The organism is Cohnella thailandensis, assembly GCF_014212135.1.
GTDB lineage: Bacteria > Bacillota > Bacilli > Paenibacillales > Paenibacillaceae > Cohnella > Cohnella thailandensis.
This window is the reverse complement of sequence record NZ_JACJVQ010000021.1, coordinates 208,802-227,725: the sequence shown is the minus strand read 5'-3', so window position 1 is coordinate 227,725 and position 18,924 is coordinate 208,802. Positions and strand designations below refer to the sequence as shown.

The following is an 18,924-nucleotide window of genomic DNA, read 5'->3' as shown; positions in this document are numbered from 1 at the left end:
AGGCAAGGGGTTCGCCTTTGGCTTCGTTGAGGCGTTCATTTGAGGGACTCGCGTCGGAGCGGGGCATCGCTGCAAGAAAAAGGCAAAGCCGAGGTCATCCGTCGACCCGGGCTTTGCCTTTTCTTTATATCATCAACAGTTCGCGAATCTCCTGCTCCGTGATCGTGGACAGCGCTTCTTCGCCCGGCTGGATGACCTCCGCGATCAGATCCATCTTGCGTTTCTGCAGCTCCACCATTTTCTCCTCGATCGTGCCCTGCGTGACAAGCCGGATAACCTGCACGACGTTCTTCTGGCCGATCCGGTGGGCGCGGTCGGCGGCTTGCTGCTCGACGGCGGGGTTCCACCAGAGGTCGTAGAGGATCACCGTATCCGCGCCGGTCAGATTAAGGCCGGTTCCTCCCGCGCGCAGGGAGATAAGGAAGATGTCCTGCTCGCCGGCGTTGTAGCGTTCGCACAGCTCGACTCTCTCCTGCGAAGGAGTGGAGCCGTCCAGGTAGAAGCAGCTTAACCCTCTCAGCGCGATCTCCTCGCGGATGATATGGAGCATCGAAGTGAACTGCGAGAAGATGAGCATCCTTTTCCCGGCGCCCAGAGCTTCCTCGACGATCTCGAGCAGCTGCTCCAGCTTGCCGGAATCGCCCTCGTAGTTCTCTACGAACAAGGCGGGATGGCAGCAGAGCTGGCGAAGCCGGGTGAGTCCCGCGAGAATCTTCATGCGGCTCTTCTGGAAGCCTTCCGTCTGCAGGTGCATCAGAGTCTCCGCTTGCAGCCGCGCCAGATAGGCGACATAGAGCTTCTTCTGCTCGTCGGTAAGCTCCGACATCTGCAGGGTCTCGATCTTGTCCGGCAGCTCCTTCAGGACGTCGCTCTTCATCCGGCGAAGAATGAACGGCTTGACCCGCTTGGCGATCGCCTCCCGCGACAGCTCCGCGAATGCCCGCTTGCTTCCGAACAGCTCGGGGAACACGGCGTCGAACAGCGACCACAGCTCGTCGAGGGAATTCTCGATCGGGGTTCCGGTCAGGGCGAAGCGGTACTTGGCTTTGAGCAGCTTGACGGCTTGGGCCGTCTGGGTCGCATGATTCTTGATCATCTGCGCCTCGTCGAGAATGAGGCAGTGGAAGCGCTGCTTCGCATAGAGCTCCATATCCCGCCGCAGCAAGGGGTAGGAGGTGATCAGCACGTCTACCTGCTCCAGATCGTCCAGAATCCCGCTTCTCTCCTGTTTCGCCCCGGCGGCGATGACGGCGTTCAGGCCGGGCGCGAACTTGGCGATCTCGTTCTTCCAATTGTAGATGAGCGATGCCGGCGATACGATCAGCACCGGCAGGCCCGATTCGCGGATGGCGGTCCTCTCGGATTCGATGAAGGCGATTCCTTGCAAGGTTTTGCCCAATCCCATGTCGTCGGCGAGAATGCCTCCGAAGTGATAATAAGCGAGCGTCTTCATCCATTGGAAGCCAAGCTTCTGGTATTCGCGCAGAATGGAGCCGAGCTCCTCGGGCACGGCAAAGTCGAGATTGTCCGGGTTGCGCATGTTCTCCAGAAGCTGGCGGAGCGAGCGGCCGAACTTCACGTAATTTCCCCTGGGCTTCGCATCCATCAAGGAGAGCCCGCGCACGACGGAGAGATCGAGCCTCGATCCCTTGATCTCGGAGGCGCGAAGCTCCATCTCGTCCATAAGGCTGGCGATGTCCCGGAAGCTCTCGTCCTCCAAGGACAGGAAGCCGCCTCCGGACAGGCGGTAATAGGATTTCTTCTCGACGAGATTCCGAAGGATGGCTTGGATCTCTTGCTCGTCGATTCCCTCCATGTCGAAGCGAACCTCCAGCCACCTTGTCATCGGGTCCACGTCGAGCATCAGCTTCGGCGGAGAGAGCGGCTGCTGAAGAGCCTCTCTCATGACCGAGGTGGACGCGACCTCCGTCAGCTTCTCGAGCTGGGGAAGGAGACGGAACTGGAAGCGGTAGATCTCGTCCTCGTCGTCGAGATAGAGCTCGCTCCCGTTGTATTTGAAGTCCGCCATCTCGATCAGGCTCATGATGCGGCTCTCCGTCTCGACGTCCCGGAGCAGTATACGGTCCTCGCTCGTCTGCCGGCCCCGCTCCGGCCGCATCGGATCGATCGTAATATCGCCGTATTCGTAGGTCAGCCGGGCGAGCAGCCGTTCGTTCACCCAGTCCAGATCGAGCTTAGGGCGCAGGCGCGGGCTGATGATCCGGTCCGAGACGGCTTGCGCGATGACGACCTCTCCCATCCGCCTTAGTCCTGGAATGACCCGGTCCATGAACGGCTCGATCTGGGCGGGAGGGATGAGCACTTGCTTCGCCGATTTATAGGCGAACATCTTCTTCAGCTCATCCAACCTGCGCATGGTGGAATCGTCCACCCGGTATAAGACCGCATCCGCCGCCACATAGCCGTAGGTGTCCATGACCTGAACGCGGTCGAGCCCGTGAATATCGAGCTGGTAGCCGTCCCCGGCCGAAGGGTTGATCTGGAATTCCATCGGAAGGGGAGAATCGGCGATGACGATTCTCTCCGCTTCCCGCATCCCCTGCTCGAACCGGACGTTCGTTTGTTCGAACAAGGGGAGCAGCTCCTCCCAGGCCATCGGCGGAAGAATAAGAGCCCTATCCTGTTGCAAGGCGAAGGCGGCTCCGACATGGCGATAAGCTTCCCGATAAGCGGCCTCGCTCCGGGCGATGCTGATCAATCGGCGCACGATCGCCTCGTCTTCCGGACGGAAGAGGTGAACGCCCGGATCGTAAGTGAACAGCTTGGCGAAGGCATAGGGGAGCTGCTGCTCGATTTTGCCGAGGAAGTCCTTGATCTTCTGCACGATGTACAGCCGCTTGGGGCCTACCTTCATCTCTATGGCGAAGAGCGGGGACCGGCTGTGCTCCGAGACGATTCGGCAAGTGAACTCCGCGTCCAGGTAGACGGGCTCCGCAGCCAGCTCCCCAAGCTCCCCGGAGGAGGAGAGGGGGGTGTCGAATAACGAGATCATGTTCTTCGTGAACTGAATGTCGCGGCTGCTGAAGGCGGGGGGCTCCGCCGGACGGACGGCCGGCGCGCTCGTTTCTTGAGGCTCGCGCGCCAATTGCTCGTTATAAAGATGGATCAGGACGGCGGCGATATGCTTGCAGAAGTACTGCGAGTGACGGGCTTCGCAATCGCACCGCGCGTCTTCGATGCCGGAATCGTCCATGATGATTCGTACGGTATATCTCGCGCTGCCCCATACGTAAGCCTCGTACCTTCTGTCGGCCTCGTTGAAGTTCACCTCCATGACCCGGTGAGCTTCGTAATACTTGAGTCCTCGTTCATAAGCAATCTGGCCGCACAGCAGCTTGATCTGCTGAAGCGATAACGAACGGCTCATTCGGAGGTTCCTTCCTCGCCCGCTGAAATAAAGCGAATGTTATTAATATTTCATTATACCACAGAGTCGGTGGGATAAACGAAAGCGGCACCGGAGCGTACTCCCGCAAAATCGTATAGGACATTCCGTCTAGGAATTCCCATAACGGGTCCTTTAGGGCTATCGAATCAAAAGTTAGGTCTGTTGTATCATGGAAATAACTACCGAACAGGCAGGGAATCGGACAACATGGATAGAGCCAAACAGGGCGTTCTTCAGAATCTGCAAGATACCTATTGCGCAGCGCATAAGCTGAGCATCGCGATGGCCGATTGCCAGGGCAAGCCCTTGACGAGGCCTTCTCTGACCGAGAGCGGGGAGGCCTTGTCGCGCTTGATGCTCCAATTGGACGGGTGCGATATTTATGCCGCGCTGGAGAGACAGGCTCCTTACGTAAGGGAGATCCAGGCGGTGACGAGATACGATTACGGGACCTTCCTCAACATGAAATACATCGTCGCTCCTCTTAAGATTCCCGGCGAACCGAACGGAACGGTCTGGGCAGGACCATGGCTCGATGACGGATGGCGGGAATCCGAGCGATCGGGGGCGGATTCGTTCAGGGGGCTGGAACTGGGGCTTTCGATCTCTAACGCGCTCGAAGCCATTCCTTCGGCCCAAAGCTCGCATTCCTCCGAGATCATGAGCAGGATCGGGGAATTCGCGGAGGTGGCGGCGGCCGTTCTAAGGGATAGCGAGGAATCGGATCTCCGCGCCGCCCGCGAGTTGAGTCTTCTGCAGACGATGAACCGGTGGACTTCTTCCGCTGCCGACGCGAACGAAGAGGAAGCGCTGCGTCTGATGCTCCTGACGGCCGATTTCGAGGTTGCCGGATACGCTAGGAAAATGGAGCACGAACGGTTCGAGATCGTGTCCGCGATCGGCGAGGATCGGGGCTTGCTGCTCTTGGGACAGTCCTTTCATTCGGGGGAAGGCTGCCTGGGTCATGCCGCTCTGATCCGGAAAAGAACGATCTGGGAACAGGCCTCCGGCAAATCGGGAGGAGCTCTGTTCTCTCGATCCGGCTGCGAGCTGGAGTGGGCGGCGTGCTATCCGATCTTCGTCAAGGAGGAGGTGCAAGGCGTGCTCTTCGGCGGGATGGCAACGGCGCGGCGGCCGAGTCCGTTCGTTCTGGAGCTTGTGCAGAGCCTGGCTAACCATTGGGGGAGCCGCTTGCATGGCGCCGGGTTGCAGGCGACTCAGAAGCGGCAAGCGCTGCTGCTGTCGATGCTGAGCGAAATTCACCATTCCATCGACGCCATGCAGGATCCGAAACGAATTCTATCGATTATGGTGGAGTCGATGCATAAGCTGATCGGCGGCTCCTTCAGCGGAATCGTTCTATTCGGAGAGCCGGGGCGAACGGTAGAAGCCCAGGCGGTATCCAAGGGGCTAAGCTCGGAGCATGTCGCCCGCTATGCGGGAGAGCTCTCGGAACGTTACCTTCGTTTCGCATCCGGAGCGGGCGGACCGAAGGAGCGAAGCCCTTGCTATCGGAGGACTAGCTGGGGAGTGCCGGCGCTGGAGATTCCTCTCTACTATGGGAGCAGGGTCGCGGGGGTCCTGTCCGTCGGAATGCCGGATAGAAGGACCGAGGAGGTGGATCGGTTCTTCCTCTCTTCCCTGGCCATCATCGGGGAGATGAGATTGTTCGAGCTTTGGCAGCGGGAGGCGACTCCCAATCGAAGCAATCTCGAGCTGCTGGGCTATTCTCTCTCCTATTGGGATCCGGAAGGCTATCCCGTCCTTCTTAGGAACCGGGAGCTTCTGGACGCTCTATCGAGACGAATGGGCTTCGCTCCGGAGGCGAGGGAGCGTATCGATCAAGCCTATATGGTCAGTCGATATGAGACGAGCTTCCTATGGGAAACGATTCCTTGGCATGCCGATGCCATCGGGCTTCTGGAGGAGGCGAAGGCCGTGATCGAGCATCGCGGACAGGCGGATGCCTATCTCGCGTACGGTTACAGCCAGGAAGCGCAGGCTCTCGCCTTGGTTCTCAACCGGTCGCAGGCGGATTCGCCGATCGGGCCGGGGGGCGACTTGCAGTCCGTCGCTATCGGCGTGAGGGCGGCGTTCGAGGAGCTCCTGGAGGAGCAAGCTCCCAGCGTGAATCGGATTGCCATCGGTCCCGCGAGACTGCTTCGCGAGGACGAGGAGCGAAGTCTATCGTCCCTTACTCTGCGGGAGAGAGAGGTTCTGGAGCTTCTCATCCAGGGCTGTACGAATCAGGAGATCGCGGAGCATATGTTCATCAGCGCCCATACGGTAAAAAATCACCTGACGAAAATCTATACGAAGCTAGGCGTCGCGGACCGAACGTCCGCCATGGTCAAGCTGCTTAAGACCTGATACCGATAAAAAAGCCCTATTCCTAGAGGAAAGGCTTCCCATCCCGGAATCGAGGAAATAAGAAGGGACGAGGATAGGAAGCCGCGCCGCTTTATTTGCATAATTAATAAAGAAATGGAATTTGTACGGAAAGATGCGGCGTTCGAACTAGGACCTGCGGACGAGATGGAGGGGACAGCAAGTGCATCACGACACCATGTCTGAATATTTAGGCTTGTTCCTGGATGAATTGGACGAGCAGCTGCAAATTCTGGACGAACGTCTGCTGGAGCTCGAGAGGGATTCCGCTCAGCCGCACACGATAGGAACGATCTTTCGGGCGGCCCATACGCTGAAAGGGTCATCGGCGGCGATGGGGTTAATCCGGATCAAGGAGCTGACCCATCAGATGGAGAATATCTTCGATCTGATGCGAAGCGATCGGCTGTGCGTCAGCCAAGCGCTCATGAACGTGCTGTTCGATTGCGTGGACGAGATCAAGGCGATGAAGGGGGATATTCAAGAGGGCAGAGGGGAGAACGAGAGAGACATCGGCGAGCTGCTCGGCCGATTGACGCCGTTCTCGCTAGGCGAAGGCGCCGATGGGCGTCCGGCAGTCTCCGACGCCAAGAAAGAAGGCGGCGGCGCCGCGGGACCGGGAATCGCGATCGACGGCTTCCATAGCAAAGCGATTCTTCACGCATGGGAGAATGGCTTCCGCGCGCTGAGAATCAGAGCTCACTTTATGCCCGACGAGACCTTCGCGTACGCCAGGGCGCTCGTCGTGAACAACCTGATGCAGGAGCTGGGAGAGGTTATCGCCTCTTATCCGACGCCGGAGGAGCTGGCGGAATCCGATTCCCGGCACGCTTACGTCGAATTCCTTCTACTGACTTCGGAAGAGGAGCGAACGATCGGCCAGAGGCTGTCCCAGGTTTCCCAGATGGGCGAGTTTAACGTAACGGCCGTCGAACGCGCCGAGCTGGCCGCGGAGGAAGAGGAGCGCAAGCAAAGCGCTTCGGAGGCCTCCGCGCCGGGAGGGTCCGGCGCAAGCGCGGAAGCGAGATCGGCGAGAGGCGGCCAGACGGTCCGGGTCGACGTCGAGCGGCTGGAGAAGCTGCTTAATCTCGTGGGAGAGCTGCTGATCGATAACACGAGGCTGCACGAGGTTAGGAAAAGATTGAACGAGCAATTCGGCGAGCAGCCCGATATCAACGAGTTGGGGGATATCGCCCACCAGATCGACAAGGTGATCGGCGAGCTGCAGGACGGCATGATGAAGACGAGGATGCTGCCGATCGAGCAGCTGTTCAATCGCTTCCCCCGCATGATGCGGGACGTCGCCCAGCAGGTCGGCAAGGAGTTCGACTTCGTCATGGAAGGGAAGGAGACGGAGCTGGACCGGACGCTTATCGAGGAGATCGGCGATCCGATCATCCATATTCTCCGCAACTGCGCCGACCATGCGATCGAGCTTCCCGAGGAGCGCTTGCTTCTGGGCAAGCCGAGGCAGGGGAAGATCGTCCTCAAAGCCGCCCATCAAGACAATCATATCGTCATTACCATCTCCGACGACGGCAAGGGAATCGATCCGGCCAAGATCAAGGCCGCTTGCGTCGGCAAGGGCGTCATTACGCAGGCCGAGGCCGACAAGCTGTCCGATCACGAGGCCGTCCAGCTGATCTTCCGATCGGGGGTGTCCACCGCCCGGCAGGTGACGGACCTCTCGGGACGCGGCGTCGGCATGGATATCGTCCGGGCCCATATCGAGCGGCTGAACGGGTTGGTCGATATCGACACGAAGGTCGGGAGAGGAACGACCTTTACGATCAAGCTGCCGCTCACGCTGGCGATCATTCGTTCCTTGCTGGTAGGCGTCGGGGAGCATTCGTTCGCGCTTCCGCTCGTGAATGTCGTCGAGATCGTCCGGCTCGAGCCGGAGCAGCTGCAGAACCTGCAGGGACAGGAGGTATGCGTGATTCGGGGCTCCGTCTTCCCGCTGGTCCGGCTGGCGGACAAGCTCGGGCTTGGCGGCGCGAGAACCGAATCCGGCACGGAGGGAAGACCGCTGATCGTCATGATCGGAGTGGCGGAGAAACGGGTCTGTCTGGTCGTCGACCGGACGATCGGCAATCAGGAGATCGTGATCAAGTCGCTTGGAAGCTACGTCGGCCAGGTTCCTTATCTGGCGGGAGCCACCTTGCTCGGAGACGGCCGAGTCGGCTTGATCCTCGATGCCGCCGCTTTCTGCCGCGAGGATCATCTCGCCTTCCGGCAAGAAGAGCAGCATGCGGCTCATGCCGCCTCCGCGGAGCTCGAGGAGCAGTACGTGTCCTTCCGGATGGAACGGGAGCAATACGCGATCCGGGCCGGCAAGGTCAGGGAGATCATCACGGTGCCGCAGCTGTTCACGATCGCGGCGTCGCCCGGCGGGGTCATGGGAATGATCCAGCTGCGAGGCAGAACCGTTCCGGTGATCGATCTGAGCCGCGGACTTGGGCTTGCTTCGCGATCGCTAAAGGATTCGTCGAGAATTATCGTCATGGAGCTGGACGGCCGCGAGCTCGGGATATGGACGGACGAGATCGGGGAAATTCTCAAGATTCGCAAGAGCGAAGCGGAATCCGCGCTCGAGGTGCTTCCGTCCGTGCAGTCCGATTGGATCGAAGGAGTCTACCACGCCCGCGGGCAAATGATCATCCTGCTTGGAATCGATAAGAGGCCTCCGCGAATCGACGAGACTCTTACCTTAAGAGAGGCTTTGTTGTCTTACTAAATAGACTTCGAGAGTAAAACTATCAGGCACAAGGGGTGCGCCGCAATGAAGTTGACGATTCGCAAGAAGCTGCTTGGAAGTTTTATCGTCGTTCTGCTGCTAATGATCGTAATCACCTTAATCTCATTGAATCAAATGGATAGAATCGGAGACAACTCCAAGGAGATCAGGGACAGATGGATGCCGATCATGTCGAATATGTCGGACCTAACCACCAATGTTAACGAAGCGCAGAGACTCGTTCTTCAAATCACGATCGAGACCCAGCCCGACAAGGAAGCGGATTATAAGGAGAAGCTGGATTCCACTCTTGCTACGATAGATTCTATTCGCGAGAAGACGAAAGCTCAGGTAGCGGGGAGTCCGGAAGCGAAAGCGATTTACGATGCCTTCAGCGAAGAATACGAGATATTCGCCTCTAACATTCCGGACATTCTTGCCGCGGGAATGGGAGCGGAAGATATCTCGAACGCGAGAAGACTCGTAAGCGAGACTCAGGACAATTTCGAGAACGCGCAAGCGAAATTAGCGGAGCTCCAGGACAGCGCGTTCGAGGCCTCCAACACCGCCTCCGGCGACTCGGTGGACGCGGTCGAGTCCAGCCGCGGGACCGTGTTTGCGCTAAGCGCCGTCGCCATCGTGCTGGCGCTGCTTCTCGGTTTGTGGATCTCGCAGTTGATCTCCTCCCCGCTTCGCAAGATCGCCGGCCTGCTCTCCAAGGTAGCGACGGGCGATTTGACGGAGAAGTCCACGCTTCGCCTCAAGGACGAGATCGGCCAAGTATCCGACTCCGTCAACGGAATGATCGACAACCTGCGCACGCTGGCGGGCAATGTCTCCAGCTCCTCCCATAGCGTGGCGGCCGCCTCGGAACAGATCTCGGGCTCGTCCCAAGAGATCTCGAGCAGCGTCATGGACCAGGCTCGCAACGTGCAGAGCATCAACGAGCTGATCCGCGAGCTGTCCAGGGCGATCGATTCGGTCGCCAGAAGCGCGGAAGAAGCCGCGTCTCTCTCCGATAACACGCGTCAGGGAGCGATCGAAGGAGGCAAGGTGGTCGGAGAGTCCCTTCAGGCCATGGATCAAGTGGGAGAAGTGATGGCTCACCTGAGAGAAGATTCGGACAAGATCGGCGACATTCTCGAAGTCATCGCCGACATCGCCGAGCAGACGAACCTCCTGGCCTTGAACGCGGCCATCGAGGCCGCGAGAGCGGGAGAGCAGGGCCGCGGGTTCGCCGTCGTCGCGGACGAGGTGCGCAAGCTGGCGGAGAGAAGCTCGGCGGCGACGAAGCAGATCGGAGCCATCATCAAGGGCATGCAGGGCAATACGATTCAAAGCGTCGAGGCGGTGGAGAAAGCGATACTTCTGTCGCGGCGTACCGGAGAGGCGCTTGACGGCATCATCTCCAGCGCGAACGAGACGGCCCAGCAGGTGGCGGAGATCGCGGCCGCGAGCGAGGAGCAATCGGCTCAATCCGAGGACGTCCTGCAATCGATCGAGACGATCGCGGCGGCCAGCGACCAGGTAGCGGCGGCTTCCGAGCAGACGTCCGCCTCGACGGTATCCCTGGCCCAATTGGCGGAAGAGCTTCAGAAAAACGCGATGGCATTCAAACTGTAAGCGGAGAGCGGGGGGACGGCAATGAGCGAAACGATGGACCAATATGTGAAGCTGGAGGTTGCCGGACAACGGTACGCGATTCGGATCGAGGAGATCGGCGAGATCATTAAGCCTCAGCATGTCACGAAAATCCCCGGCAGCAAGTCCCACATCCTTGGGGTTACGAACGTGCGAGGGAATATGGTGCCGATCGTCAGTTTGAGGCATCAGCTCGGAATGGGGGAGATCGAATTCACCTCCAAGGCGAGAATCGTCGTCGCCAATTACCGGGGAGAGCTGGTCGGCGTGAAAGTGGACGGAGTATCCCAGGTCGTCACGCTGAGCTCGATTCAGCCTGCCGAAGAAGCGCAGGCGCGCAAGGAAGGCTTTAATTGCGAAGCCATCGGGCATTCGGACGAAGGGCTGGTCGGCATCTTGAGCTTGTCCAGCATCTTGGAGGGACAAGCATGGCACGAATCCTGATCGCGGACGATGCTCCTATCATGAGAGAGCTTCTGGCCAGCCTCTTGATCAAGGGAGGGCATGAGATCGCGGCGGAAGCCCGCAACGGCTTGGAAGCGGTCGAGCTCTACCTACGGCATCGGCCGGAGTTGATCACGATGGACATCACGATGCCGGTCATGGACGGAATTACCGCCATTCGGCACATCCGGGAGAAGGATCCGAGCGCGAAAATCGTTATCTTCTCCTCGCTCGGCCAGCAGAACATGATCGCGGACGCGATACGCGCGGGCGCATGGGACTTCGTTGCCAAGCCGTTCTACGAGAGCCGGGTGCTCGATGTCGTCTCGAAGGCGTTGGCCATTCCTTCCTTGACCGGCGAAACCGGCGAATCCTAAATAGAAGCAGCCATTCCCCGCACGCCGTGCGGAGAATGGCTGCTGTTTTTTTGCCGTCGCCGCCCAAGCGGGAATAAAAACTTACCAATTCAACCATATTAACGCCATACCCGCACGAGAGAAGGTTGGGACCGTCATGCAAGCAATGAGTCAAAACCAGCTTGCGGCGGCGGTCTTCCTTTTTCAGTTGGGGAGCTCGCCGCTGTTTCTTCTCGCCGGAGCGGCCAAGGGGGATGCTTGGATCGCGGTATTCATCGGCATGCTGGCCGGAGGACTGCTGCTGTTGTCGGCTACGCTTCCTATTTTTCGCAAGGAACCGAACCTCACCTTGATCGAGCTTCTGCCGAAGTATTTCGGCCGCATACTCGGGACGACGGTCGCGTTGGCTTACGTGCTCTACTTCTCTTATAAATCCGTTCGCAACGTAAGGGAGTTCGGCGATCTGCTCAATACGTTTCTGCTGCCGAATACCCCCCTTGCTTTTCTGCTGCTCGTGGCCGTGCTATTGTCCGCTTATGCCGTGTACCACGGCGTTGAAGTGTTCTTTCGCCTGATGGAGTTCCTGTTCCCTTGGATCATTCTCTTCTACGTATTCCTTTTCTCCTTCGCCTTTATGTCCAATGCGGTTCACCCGGAGAATTTGGAACCGGTTCTGGAGCATGGACTGAAGCCCGTCGTTCTCGCCGCCCTGCCCGAGCTCGTCTCGTTCCCGTTCGGCGAGATGGTACTGTTTCTGATGTTCTGGCGGTATACCGAATCCGTTCCGAAGACCGTTCGAACGACGCTGTTGTCCTTTGCGGGCGCCGGAATTTTTCTCGTTATTACGAACGCCATCATCCTCGCGGTTCTTGGCAAGCTCAGCTTCTTCGCCGTCATTCCGTTGCTGCAGGTGACCAATCTCGTACGGGTGGCAGGCATCGTGGAGAGAATGGATCCCGTCGTCCTGCTGCTCCTGTTCACGGGGGTCTATCTGAAGCAGACGGCTTATTATCTCGGGGCCGTGCTCGCTCTCTCGCAGGTGCTGGGCCGCCAATGGAGGCGCTGCATCCTTCCGATCGGCTTGCTCATCTTCGTCGGCTCGCTGGCTTTCCGCAGCTATATGGAACAAGTGAGAATCGGGTTTAAGCTGAACCTGAACTATCATTTTCCGATCTTCCAGATCGTCATCCCCTTTATCCTGCTTGCCGTTATTCTCCTACGATCTCCCCAATCCCGAAGAGCGGAGGACTAACCCATGAGATGGTTCGGGCATATGCTTCCCTTCTTCCGGCGGTCCGGCCGCGCGAAGCGCCGGGATTCGGCGTCCGGATCCAGGCAAGGTCCGAGGGACTCCGAAGACTTGACCGCGTCGTTGTCCCGCAGCTTAAAGAAGAATCTCTCCCGCATCCGCTCCCTGTTCGGAGACAGCGCCGACCTGACGGTAAGAGAGCTCGGCGGGAGGCCGGGAGACAGCGAAGTCTCGGTCCTCTATCTGGAGAGCATCGTCGACAGCGACTTCGTGAACCGGTACGTGATGACGCCGCTCGTCGAATGGACGGTAGGGCGCCTTCACGGCGATCGGATCTCCCGCCTCCGCGAAACGCTCCCGGTCGGCCGTCTCGTCGAGATGGACAAGATGGGGGACCTTCTGACCCATATCTTGAATGGGTATACGATCGTGCTCGTCGACGGAACTCCCATGGGATTCGCCGCGTCGACGACCGGAGGGGAGAGAAGATCGGTCGAGGAGCCGAGCTCCCAGACGGTGACGAGAGGGCCGAAGGAGAGCTTCACCGAGAGCATACTCACCAATATGACGCTGTTGCGCCGCCGCATCAAAACGCCCGACCTTCGGGTGGAAAGCTTCACGATCGGCCGCCAGACGAGAACCTTCGTCAATATTCTATATATCGATGGAATCGTGCTCGAGAAGCCCTTGACGGAGGTTCGGGATCGGCTGTCGCGAATAGACGTCGACAGCATTCTCGACAGCGGCTACGTGGAAGAGTACATCCAGGACGAGCTCTGGACGCCGTTCCCCCTGATGCAGAATTCGGAGCGTCCGGATGCCGTGGCGGCGGGCCTGCTCGAAGGGCAGATAGCGATCGTCGTCGACGGAAGCCCCTTCGTGCTGCTCGCTCCCACGACGTTCGTGAAGTTCTTCCAATCGAGCGAGGATTACTATCAACGGTACGATATCGCTTCTTTTCTGCGGATCATCCGGTACATCTCCTTCCTCGTCTCCATTCTGCTGCCGTCTCTCTATATCGCGGTGACGACCTTCCATCAAGAGATGCTGCCGACTCCGCTGCTGATCAGCCTCGCGTCGCAGCGGGAAGGCATTCCCTTCCCGGCGCTTGTCGAAGCCTTGCTCATGGAGCTTACCTTCGAGGTCCTCCGGGAGGCCGGGGTTCGAATGCCGCGGGTCGTCGGATCCGCGATCTCGATCGTCGGCGCACTCGTGCTCGGCCAAGCGGCCGTACAGGCCGGATTGGTGTCCGCGGCGATGATCATCGTCGTGTCCTTCACGGCCATCGCGAACTTCGTTATCCCTTCGACGAACATGTCCTCGGGCGCGCGGCTGATCCGCTTCGTCTTGATGCTCCTCGCGGGAACCTTGGGCCTGTTCGGGATCATGTCCGGCCTTATGGTTCTGCTCATCCATCTCGTCAGCTTGAAGTCTTTCGGCGTCCCGTACATGACGCCGCTCGCTCCTATCGTCTGGGGCAACATGAAGGACGTGTGGGTGCGCGTGCCTTGGCCGCTGATGAAGACGCGCCCAATCGCTCATTTTCAGCGCAACAAGATAAGACAGGGCAATTCGTTCGCCGTTCCCTCGAAACACGACCGGAAGAAGGGGGAGAAGAGTCCGTGACGCAGACCGTAACGAAGCTTCAATGCGCCGCGCTCGTCATGACGACCATCTTGCCGACGGCCGTCCTGATCTTGCCGAAGACGGTCATGAATTCCGTCGCGCAGGATGCCTGGATCTCGCTCTTGGTTTCCACCCTCGGCGGCGTTGTCGCCGCCTTCGCTTTAGGGCGCTTCGCGGCCGGGACCAAGGGCGGGGTTCCGTTTCAGAAGGGGCTGGGCGAGTCGACGGGCCGGGTGCTGGCCGCTCTGGCGGGACTCGCGCTCGCGGCGTATTACTTCTCGATCGCCTCGACTGCCTTGCACGAGTTCATCACCTTCATCTCCGCGGAGATGCTGGAGTATACGCCCAAGATCGTCCTCAAAGGGGCCGCCGTTCTCGTCTTGATGTACATAGCGGCCAAGGGCATCGAGCCGATCGCGAGAATCTCCGTGCTGCTTATGCTGACGAGCTTTCCCCTCTTGGCTCTCTCGGTCCTCTTGACCATAAGCAAGATGACGTGGCGACAAATCGAGCCCGTCGGGGAACACTCTTGGACAACCATTGCGCTCGGGGGAGTTACGCCGCTGGGATGGTTCTCCGAAGTGGCGATCGTTCTTCTCGTCGCTCCCTATATGATTCGCCCGAAGGAGGCCGTCAAGGGAGCGGTGTGGGGGGTCCTCCTCACGGGCACGGAGCTCATCGTGATGGTTCTCCAGTCCCTGTTCGTCTTCGGTCCGAATCTCGTGAGGTCGATGGAGTACTCGATGGTCGATTTGGTAGGGCTCATCGAGGTGGGCAATTTCGTCGAACGGGTGGAAGTATTCTTTATCACTTTCTGGATGTCGACCGTCTTCCTTAAGCTCGGGATCTTCCTGTTCGGAACGATTCATCTTCTGGAGACGACCTTGAAGCTGCCATTCGACCGTTCGCCGCTGCTTCTGGGGGTAGGCCTGCTCCTGTGGGCGGATACTTCCTACAATTGGCCGCATGACATGAATCAGGACCTCACCACGGGCATCACTACCGCCATGCTGCTGGTCTGCAATCTTCTGTTTCCCTTGGCGCTGGCCGTCCTCGGCCGGCTCATGAGGGCGAACAAGCAAGCCGAAGGGGGCGCCGACGCGTGAAAAAATGGGGCAAGCTGCTGGCCGCGCTCCTGCTTCTGGGGTTAACGACGGGGTGTTGGGACCGGACCGAGCTGAACGAGCTCTCGATCACTTCCGCAACGGCGGTGGATCGCCAGGGGGACCAGTGGATCGTCTCCTACCAGGTGCTGATCCCCTCCGTCGTATCCGGAGCGCTCGGCCCGATGAAGGGAGGCGCCAAGCTTCCCATTACGGTCTACTCCACGGAAGGCCCGACCATTCGGGAAGCCATCTATCAGAGCGCGCTAGAAAGTCCGCGCACCTTGTTCTTCTCCCACAACCGGGTGATGATCGTAGGGGAAGAGCTGGCCAAGAACGGGCTGGACGAGCTGATCGACGTTTATTTGCGCAATTCCGATTCCCGGGAGACGGTCGCGGTCCTGATCACGAAAGGCGAAGGACGCAAGATTCTTGAACAGCTCCTGCAGATCCAGATCATCCCCGGCGACGGAATCCGGGAGACGATGAGGACCGAGAGGAAAAATTTCTCCGTTCTGCCCTACGTCAACATGTACAAGCTGGCCATGGAGCTGACCTCGGAAGCGAGGAACGCCGTCATTCCCGAGATCTTCATTTCGGGCGGAGAACCCGTCACTTCTTCGGATCAGATGAACAAGACGACCATGTCCTCCAAGCTGAAGCTCGGAAGACTGGCCGTTCTCAAGGAAGGCAAGCTGAAAGGCTGGCTGAAGGCGGAGCAATCGCTGGGAGCAAACTTTCTGAGGGACGAGGTGAAGAGAACCGTCTTGTCCACCGGCTGCGGGGACGAGGGAGGCAAAAACCAATCGGCGATCAAGATCTTGAATTCCAAGACCAAGGTCAAGCCCGTCATCCGAGGAGAGAATGAGCCGATTCGAATGATAGTCGACGTCAAGGCGGAGGGGACATTGCTGGAGACTCGCTGCAAGATCGATCTGGACAAGCCGGAGGTCATAAGCAAGCTGGAGAAGCAAATGGAAGGGGAGATTCTTGCGATTATTAGGGACGGGTTCAAGGAGACGCAGAAGCTGAAGGCGGACATCGTCGGCTTCGCGGATCTCGTTCATCGGAAATACCCGAAGCGATGGCACGAGATGAAGTCCGATTGGCCCGAAGAGTATTCGCGGATAAAGCTGGAGACGCACGTGGATTTTACGCTCAAGAGATTGGGGCTCACGAGCAAATCTTTCACGAAGATGTTCGAGCAGGTGGAGGACGAGAAGAAATGAAGCTGCTGATGATACTGGCCGCGTTCGCGGCCGTTCTCTTCCGGGGCTGGACGAGAAGCGGCAACGAAGACGGGAAGGGCAAAGAGAAGGCGCTGTATACGGTTTTTGTCGTATACAGCGCCTACATCGTCTTGGCGGGGACGCGCCCCTGGCCATTGCTGACTCCGGTGAGACTGTTCCGGGCCTTCTTCGTCCCGCTTGGAAGATGGCTCGAGTGGGCGTTGGCCGGCGGATGAAGCCGTTACTTCAGGGCTACGACATGAACGAGCTGAGGAGAAGCGATCACTTTGATGATTCCTCTCGACTTGTCGTATTCCAGCTTGCCGGAGCCCGCTTCCGCATGCGCGGAAGACCCCAGCACGTAGAACATATCGTCCGCAAGCGTCCGGATGCAGACGTCGCGTTCCGGTTTTTCTAAGTCGTTCCATTCCTCCGGGGTCATCTCGAACGTCTCGTAGCAATCGGGAATGTCCTCGAGCGCGCGGGACAGTTCGTCAAGAATCTCGTCGTAAGGCCGCGAATAGCGGATCGTCATGGCAAACACTTCCTCTCATCGACTCATTATACCTTATTAGCCGGATTTTAAGACGTGAAGGCGGTCAAGTCAAATAAGGCTTCGCTTTTTAACGGTCGGCAAATCCGCTATAATAGGTGAGTTGCGAAGTTCGGAACGGACCTACTCACCAGGAGATGATGTTATGACGACAGGACAACGATGGAGAGCGTTCTTCTCCAAGCCGTTCGTCTTCTTTACCGTTCTTATGGCTCTCAAAATCTATCTAGCGCACTTCGTTATCTTCGAGAACGAGAATGCGCTTATGCCTCTGGTAACCGGTCTGCCCGCGATATGGTTCGTCTTCTGCCTGGTCGAGCTGGTCTTCCCGAAGAGGAAGCTGGGCGCCTACGCGATCGCCAATCTCTTAATGACAAGCGTTTACTTCGCCGTCATCATGTACTACAAGTATTTCGGCGTTATCGTCACCTATCATGCGCTTTCTCAGGTGAATCAGGTGACCGAGGTCAAAGGCAGCGTCTTCTCTCTCATGCACCCTTACTTCCTGCTTATTTATGTGGACATCGTTCTTATTTTCATAGCGTTGATTTCGAGCAAAAAGATGCGAGCCTGGGGAAGGAACGCGGCGGTACGCGAGCGGAGCCGTTACTTCGTCTCGATCGGAGTTCTCTCCTTGATCGCTTGCTTCTGCACCGTATGGCCGAATCGGGACAGCATGAACGAGATCGTGCAAGCCCGCGGCATGGGCATTCTGAATTACGAGGTTTACGTGGCCTTCGCGGCTTCGAAGGACGAGCCGGTCGATGCCGCCTCGATCACGCCGGAGTCGGTCGCGCAGCTGAAGGGCGTTCAGGAGCCGGAGGTTCCCGCCTATTGGGGAGCTGCCGAAGGCAAGAACGTCATCGTCATCCAGCTTGAAGCGTTCCAGAACTTCCTTATCGGCCTCGATATCGACGGGCAGGAGATCACTCCTAACCTGAACAAGCTGGCCGGGGAGAGCCTCTACTTCAATCGCTTCTTCCAACAGGCGGGCCAAGGGAATACGTCGGATGCCGAATTCGTCGTGAACACGTCCTTCCTGATTCCGCCGAACGGAGCGGCTTCCCAGGTATACGCGGACAAGGAGCTCCCGAGCATGCCCCGGACGTTCGGGGAGCACGGCTACGACACGGCTACCTTCCACACGAATGATGTGGAGTTCTGGAACCGCAAGGAGCTGTACAAGGCTCTGGATTGGGACCGTTACTATGACGACGAGTTTTTCGGGGACGAGGATACGGTCATGTTCGCCGCTTCGGACGAAGTGCTTTACGCGAAAACGGCGGACGAGCTCGCGAAGATGCAGGCGACCGGCAAGCCGTTCTATACCCAGGTCATCTCGATGTCCGCGCATCACCCGTTCAATCTGCCGCACCGCAAGTCGAAGATGGAGCTTCCGGAACGATACGAGGATACCTTGGTCGGCCATTACATCGAAGCCCAGAATTACGCGGACTGGGCGCTCGGGCAATTCATCGAGAAGCTGAAGGCGAACGGCGTGTGGGACAACAGCCTGATCGTCATTTACGGCGACCATCAGGGGCTGCCGATTTATTCTCTCACCTCGGACGAGAAGAAGCTGATGAAAGAGATCTACGGCCGGGAGTATAAGGTTCAGGATATGATGAACATCCCGCTTATTCTCAAGCTTCCGGCGCCGGCGCCGGGCGAACCCGCGGCGGAGCCGAAGGTGCTCGAGCAGCTGGGCGGCCAGTCCGACCTGTTCCCGACGATCGCGAACCTGGCGGGCATTCCGCTGAACGATCACGTCGTCTTCGGACAGGATATCCTGAACCAGACGAGCAACGTGCTTCCGCAGCGCTATTATCTTCCTTCGGGCTCGTTCATGAACGACGAGGGCGTGTTCGTTCCCGGCAAGGGCTTCGGGGACGGAGAGTTCGAGTCGTTCTCCGGGGAAAAGGGCGAAGGCGGCGACTTGCAGCAGTATGAGCAAGCGCTGGAGCTGCTCAGCATGTCGGACGCGTACGTCCGCTCGCTTCCGAAGCACCAATAACAGCTTCGCTAAGACCAAGGCCGTCCCATACTGGGACGGCCTTGTTTATTTGTATGGGGCAAGCCTTGATAGGTACGCGGTTCACCTTTAACGGAAGTGACGGCCGTTAAATGGGCAAGGAACGGCACCATTCGATTCTAACGGAAATACGAGCCCTTATTTTGATCAAGACGCC

13 protein-coding genes are annotated in these 18,924 nt (G+C 58.5%); 11 read left to right on the top strand and 2 right to left on the bottom strand.

The window, feature by feature from the left end; genetic code table 11:
• Window positions 1–124: 124 nt before the first annotated feature.
• A complete protein-coding gene (locus H7B67_RS25140; protein ID WP_185122626.1) occupies window positions 125–3,388 on the bottom strand; it encodes a DEAD/DEAH box helicase in 3,264 nt (1,087 codons plus the stop codon).
• 228 nt (window positions 3,389–3,616) lie between these two features.
• On the opposite strand from H7B67_RS25140, the gene H7B67_RS31010 reads away from it, so the two are divergent.
• From H7B67_RS31010 to H7B67_RS25090, 10 genes are all read left to right on the top strand, one after another.
• Window positions 3,617–5,779, top strand: coding sequence for a LuxR C-terminal-related transcriptional regulator (locus H7B67_RS31010; RefSeq protein WP_245364008.1), 2,163 nt, complete (start codon window positions 3,617–3,619; stop codon window positions 5,777–5,779).
• A gap of 181 nt (window positions 5,780–5,960) precedes the next feature.
• Window positions 5,961–8,534, top strand: coding sequence for a chemotaxis protein CheW (locus tag H7B67_RS25130; RefSeq protein ID WP_185122625.1), 2,574 nt, complete (start codon window positions 5,961–5,963; stop codon window positions 8,532–8,534).
• Window positions 8,535–8,579: 45 nt separating this feature from the next.
• Entirely contained in the window at window positions 8,580–10,157 is a 1,578-nt protein-coding gene (locus H7B67_RS25125; RefSeq protein ID WP_185122624.1) for a methyl-accepting chemotaxis protein, read from the top strand.
• A gap of 21 nt (window positions 10,158–10,178) precedes the next feature.
• Window positions 10,179–10,619, top strand: coding sequence for a chemotaxis protein CheW (locus H7B67_RS25120; RefSeq protein WP_185122623.1), 441 nt, complete (start codon window positions 10,179–10,181; stop codon window positions 10,617–10,619).
• Window positions 10,604–10,996, top strand: coding sequence for a response regulator (locus H7B67_RS25115; protein WP_185122622.1), 393 nt, complete (start codon window positions 10,604–10,606; stop codon window positions 10,994–10,996). Before H7B67_RS25120 ends, H7B67_RS25115 begins: the two co-directional genes overlap by 16 nt.
• Window positions 10,997–11,132: 136 nt before the next feature.
• Window positions 11,133–12,227 (top strand): GerAB/ArcD/ProY family transporter, encoded by a 1,095-nt coding sequence (locus H7B67_RS25110; protein ID WP_245364006.1) that lies wholly within the window; start codon window positions 11,133–11,135, stop codon window positions 12,225–12,227.
• Between the two features lie 3 nt (window positions 12,228–12,230).
• Entirely contained in the window at window positions 12,231–13,850 is a 1,620-nt protein-coding gene (locus tag H7B67_RS25105; RefSeq protein ID WP_245364005.1) for a spore germination protein, read from the top strand.
• The gene (locus H7B67_RS25100; RefSeq protein WP_185122621.1) at window positions 13,847–14,956 is read left to right on the top strand and encodes an endospore germination permease; all 1,110 of its coding nucleotides are present in this window, start codon (window positions 13,847–13,849) and stop codon (window positions 14,954–14,956) included. The genes H7B67_RS25105 and H7B67_RS25100 overlap by 4 nt, the downstream gene beginning before the upstream one ends.
• Window positions 14,953–16,182 carry a Ger(x)C family spore germination protein gene (locus tag H7B67_RS25095; protein ID WP_185122620.1) on the top strand — a complete coding sequence of 410 codons (1,230 nt, stop codon included), beginning with the start codon at window positions 14,953–14,955 and terminating at the stop codon, window positions 16,180–16,182. Before H7B67_RS25100 ends, H7B67_RS25095 begins: the two co-directional genes overlap by 4 nt.
• Window positions 16,179–16,418, top strand: coding sequence for a hypothetical protein (locus H7B67_RS25090; protein ID WP_185122619.1), 240 nt, complete (start codon window positions 16,179–16,181; stop codon window positions 16,416–16,418). The genes H7B67_RS25095 and H7B67_RS25090 overlap by 4 nt, the downstream gene beginning before the upstream one ends.
• Before the next feature lie 5 nt (window positions 16,419–16,423).
• On the opposite strand, the gene H7B67_RS25085 is transcribed toward H7B67_RS25090, so the two are convergent.
• The gene (locus H7B67_RS25085) at window positions 16,424–16,717 is read right to left on the bottom strand and encodes a hypothetical protein (protein ID WP_185122618.1); all 294 of its coding nucleotides are present in this window, start codon (window positions 16,715–16,717) and stop codon (window positions 16,424–16,426) included.
• A 163-nt stretch (window positions 16,718–16,880) separates the two neighbouring features.
• Here H7B67_RS25085 and H7B67_RS25080 point away from each other — a divergent pair, with 163 nt between their 5' ends.
• On the top strand, window positions 16,881–18,749 hold the full coding sequence (locus tag H7B67_RS25080) for an LTA synthase family protein (protein ID WP_185122617.1): 1,869 nt from the start codon (window positions 16,881–16,883) through the stop codon (window positions 18,747–18,749).
• Window positions 18,750–18,924 lie beyond the last annotated feature (175 nt).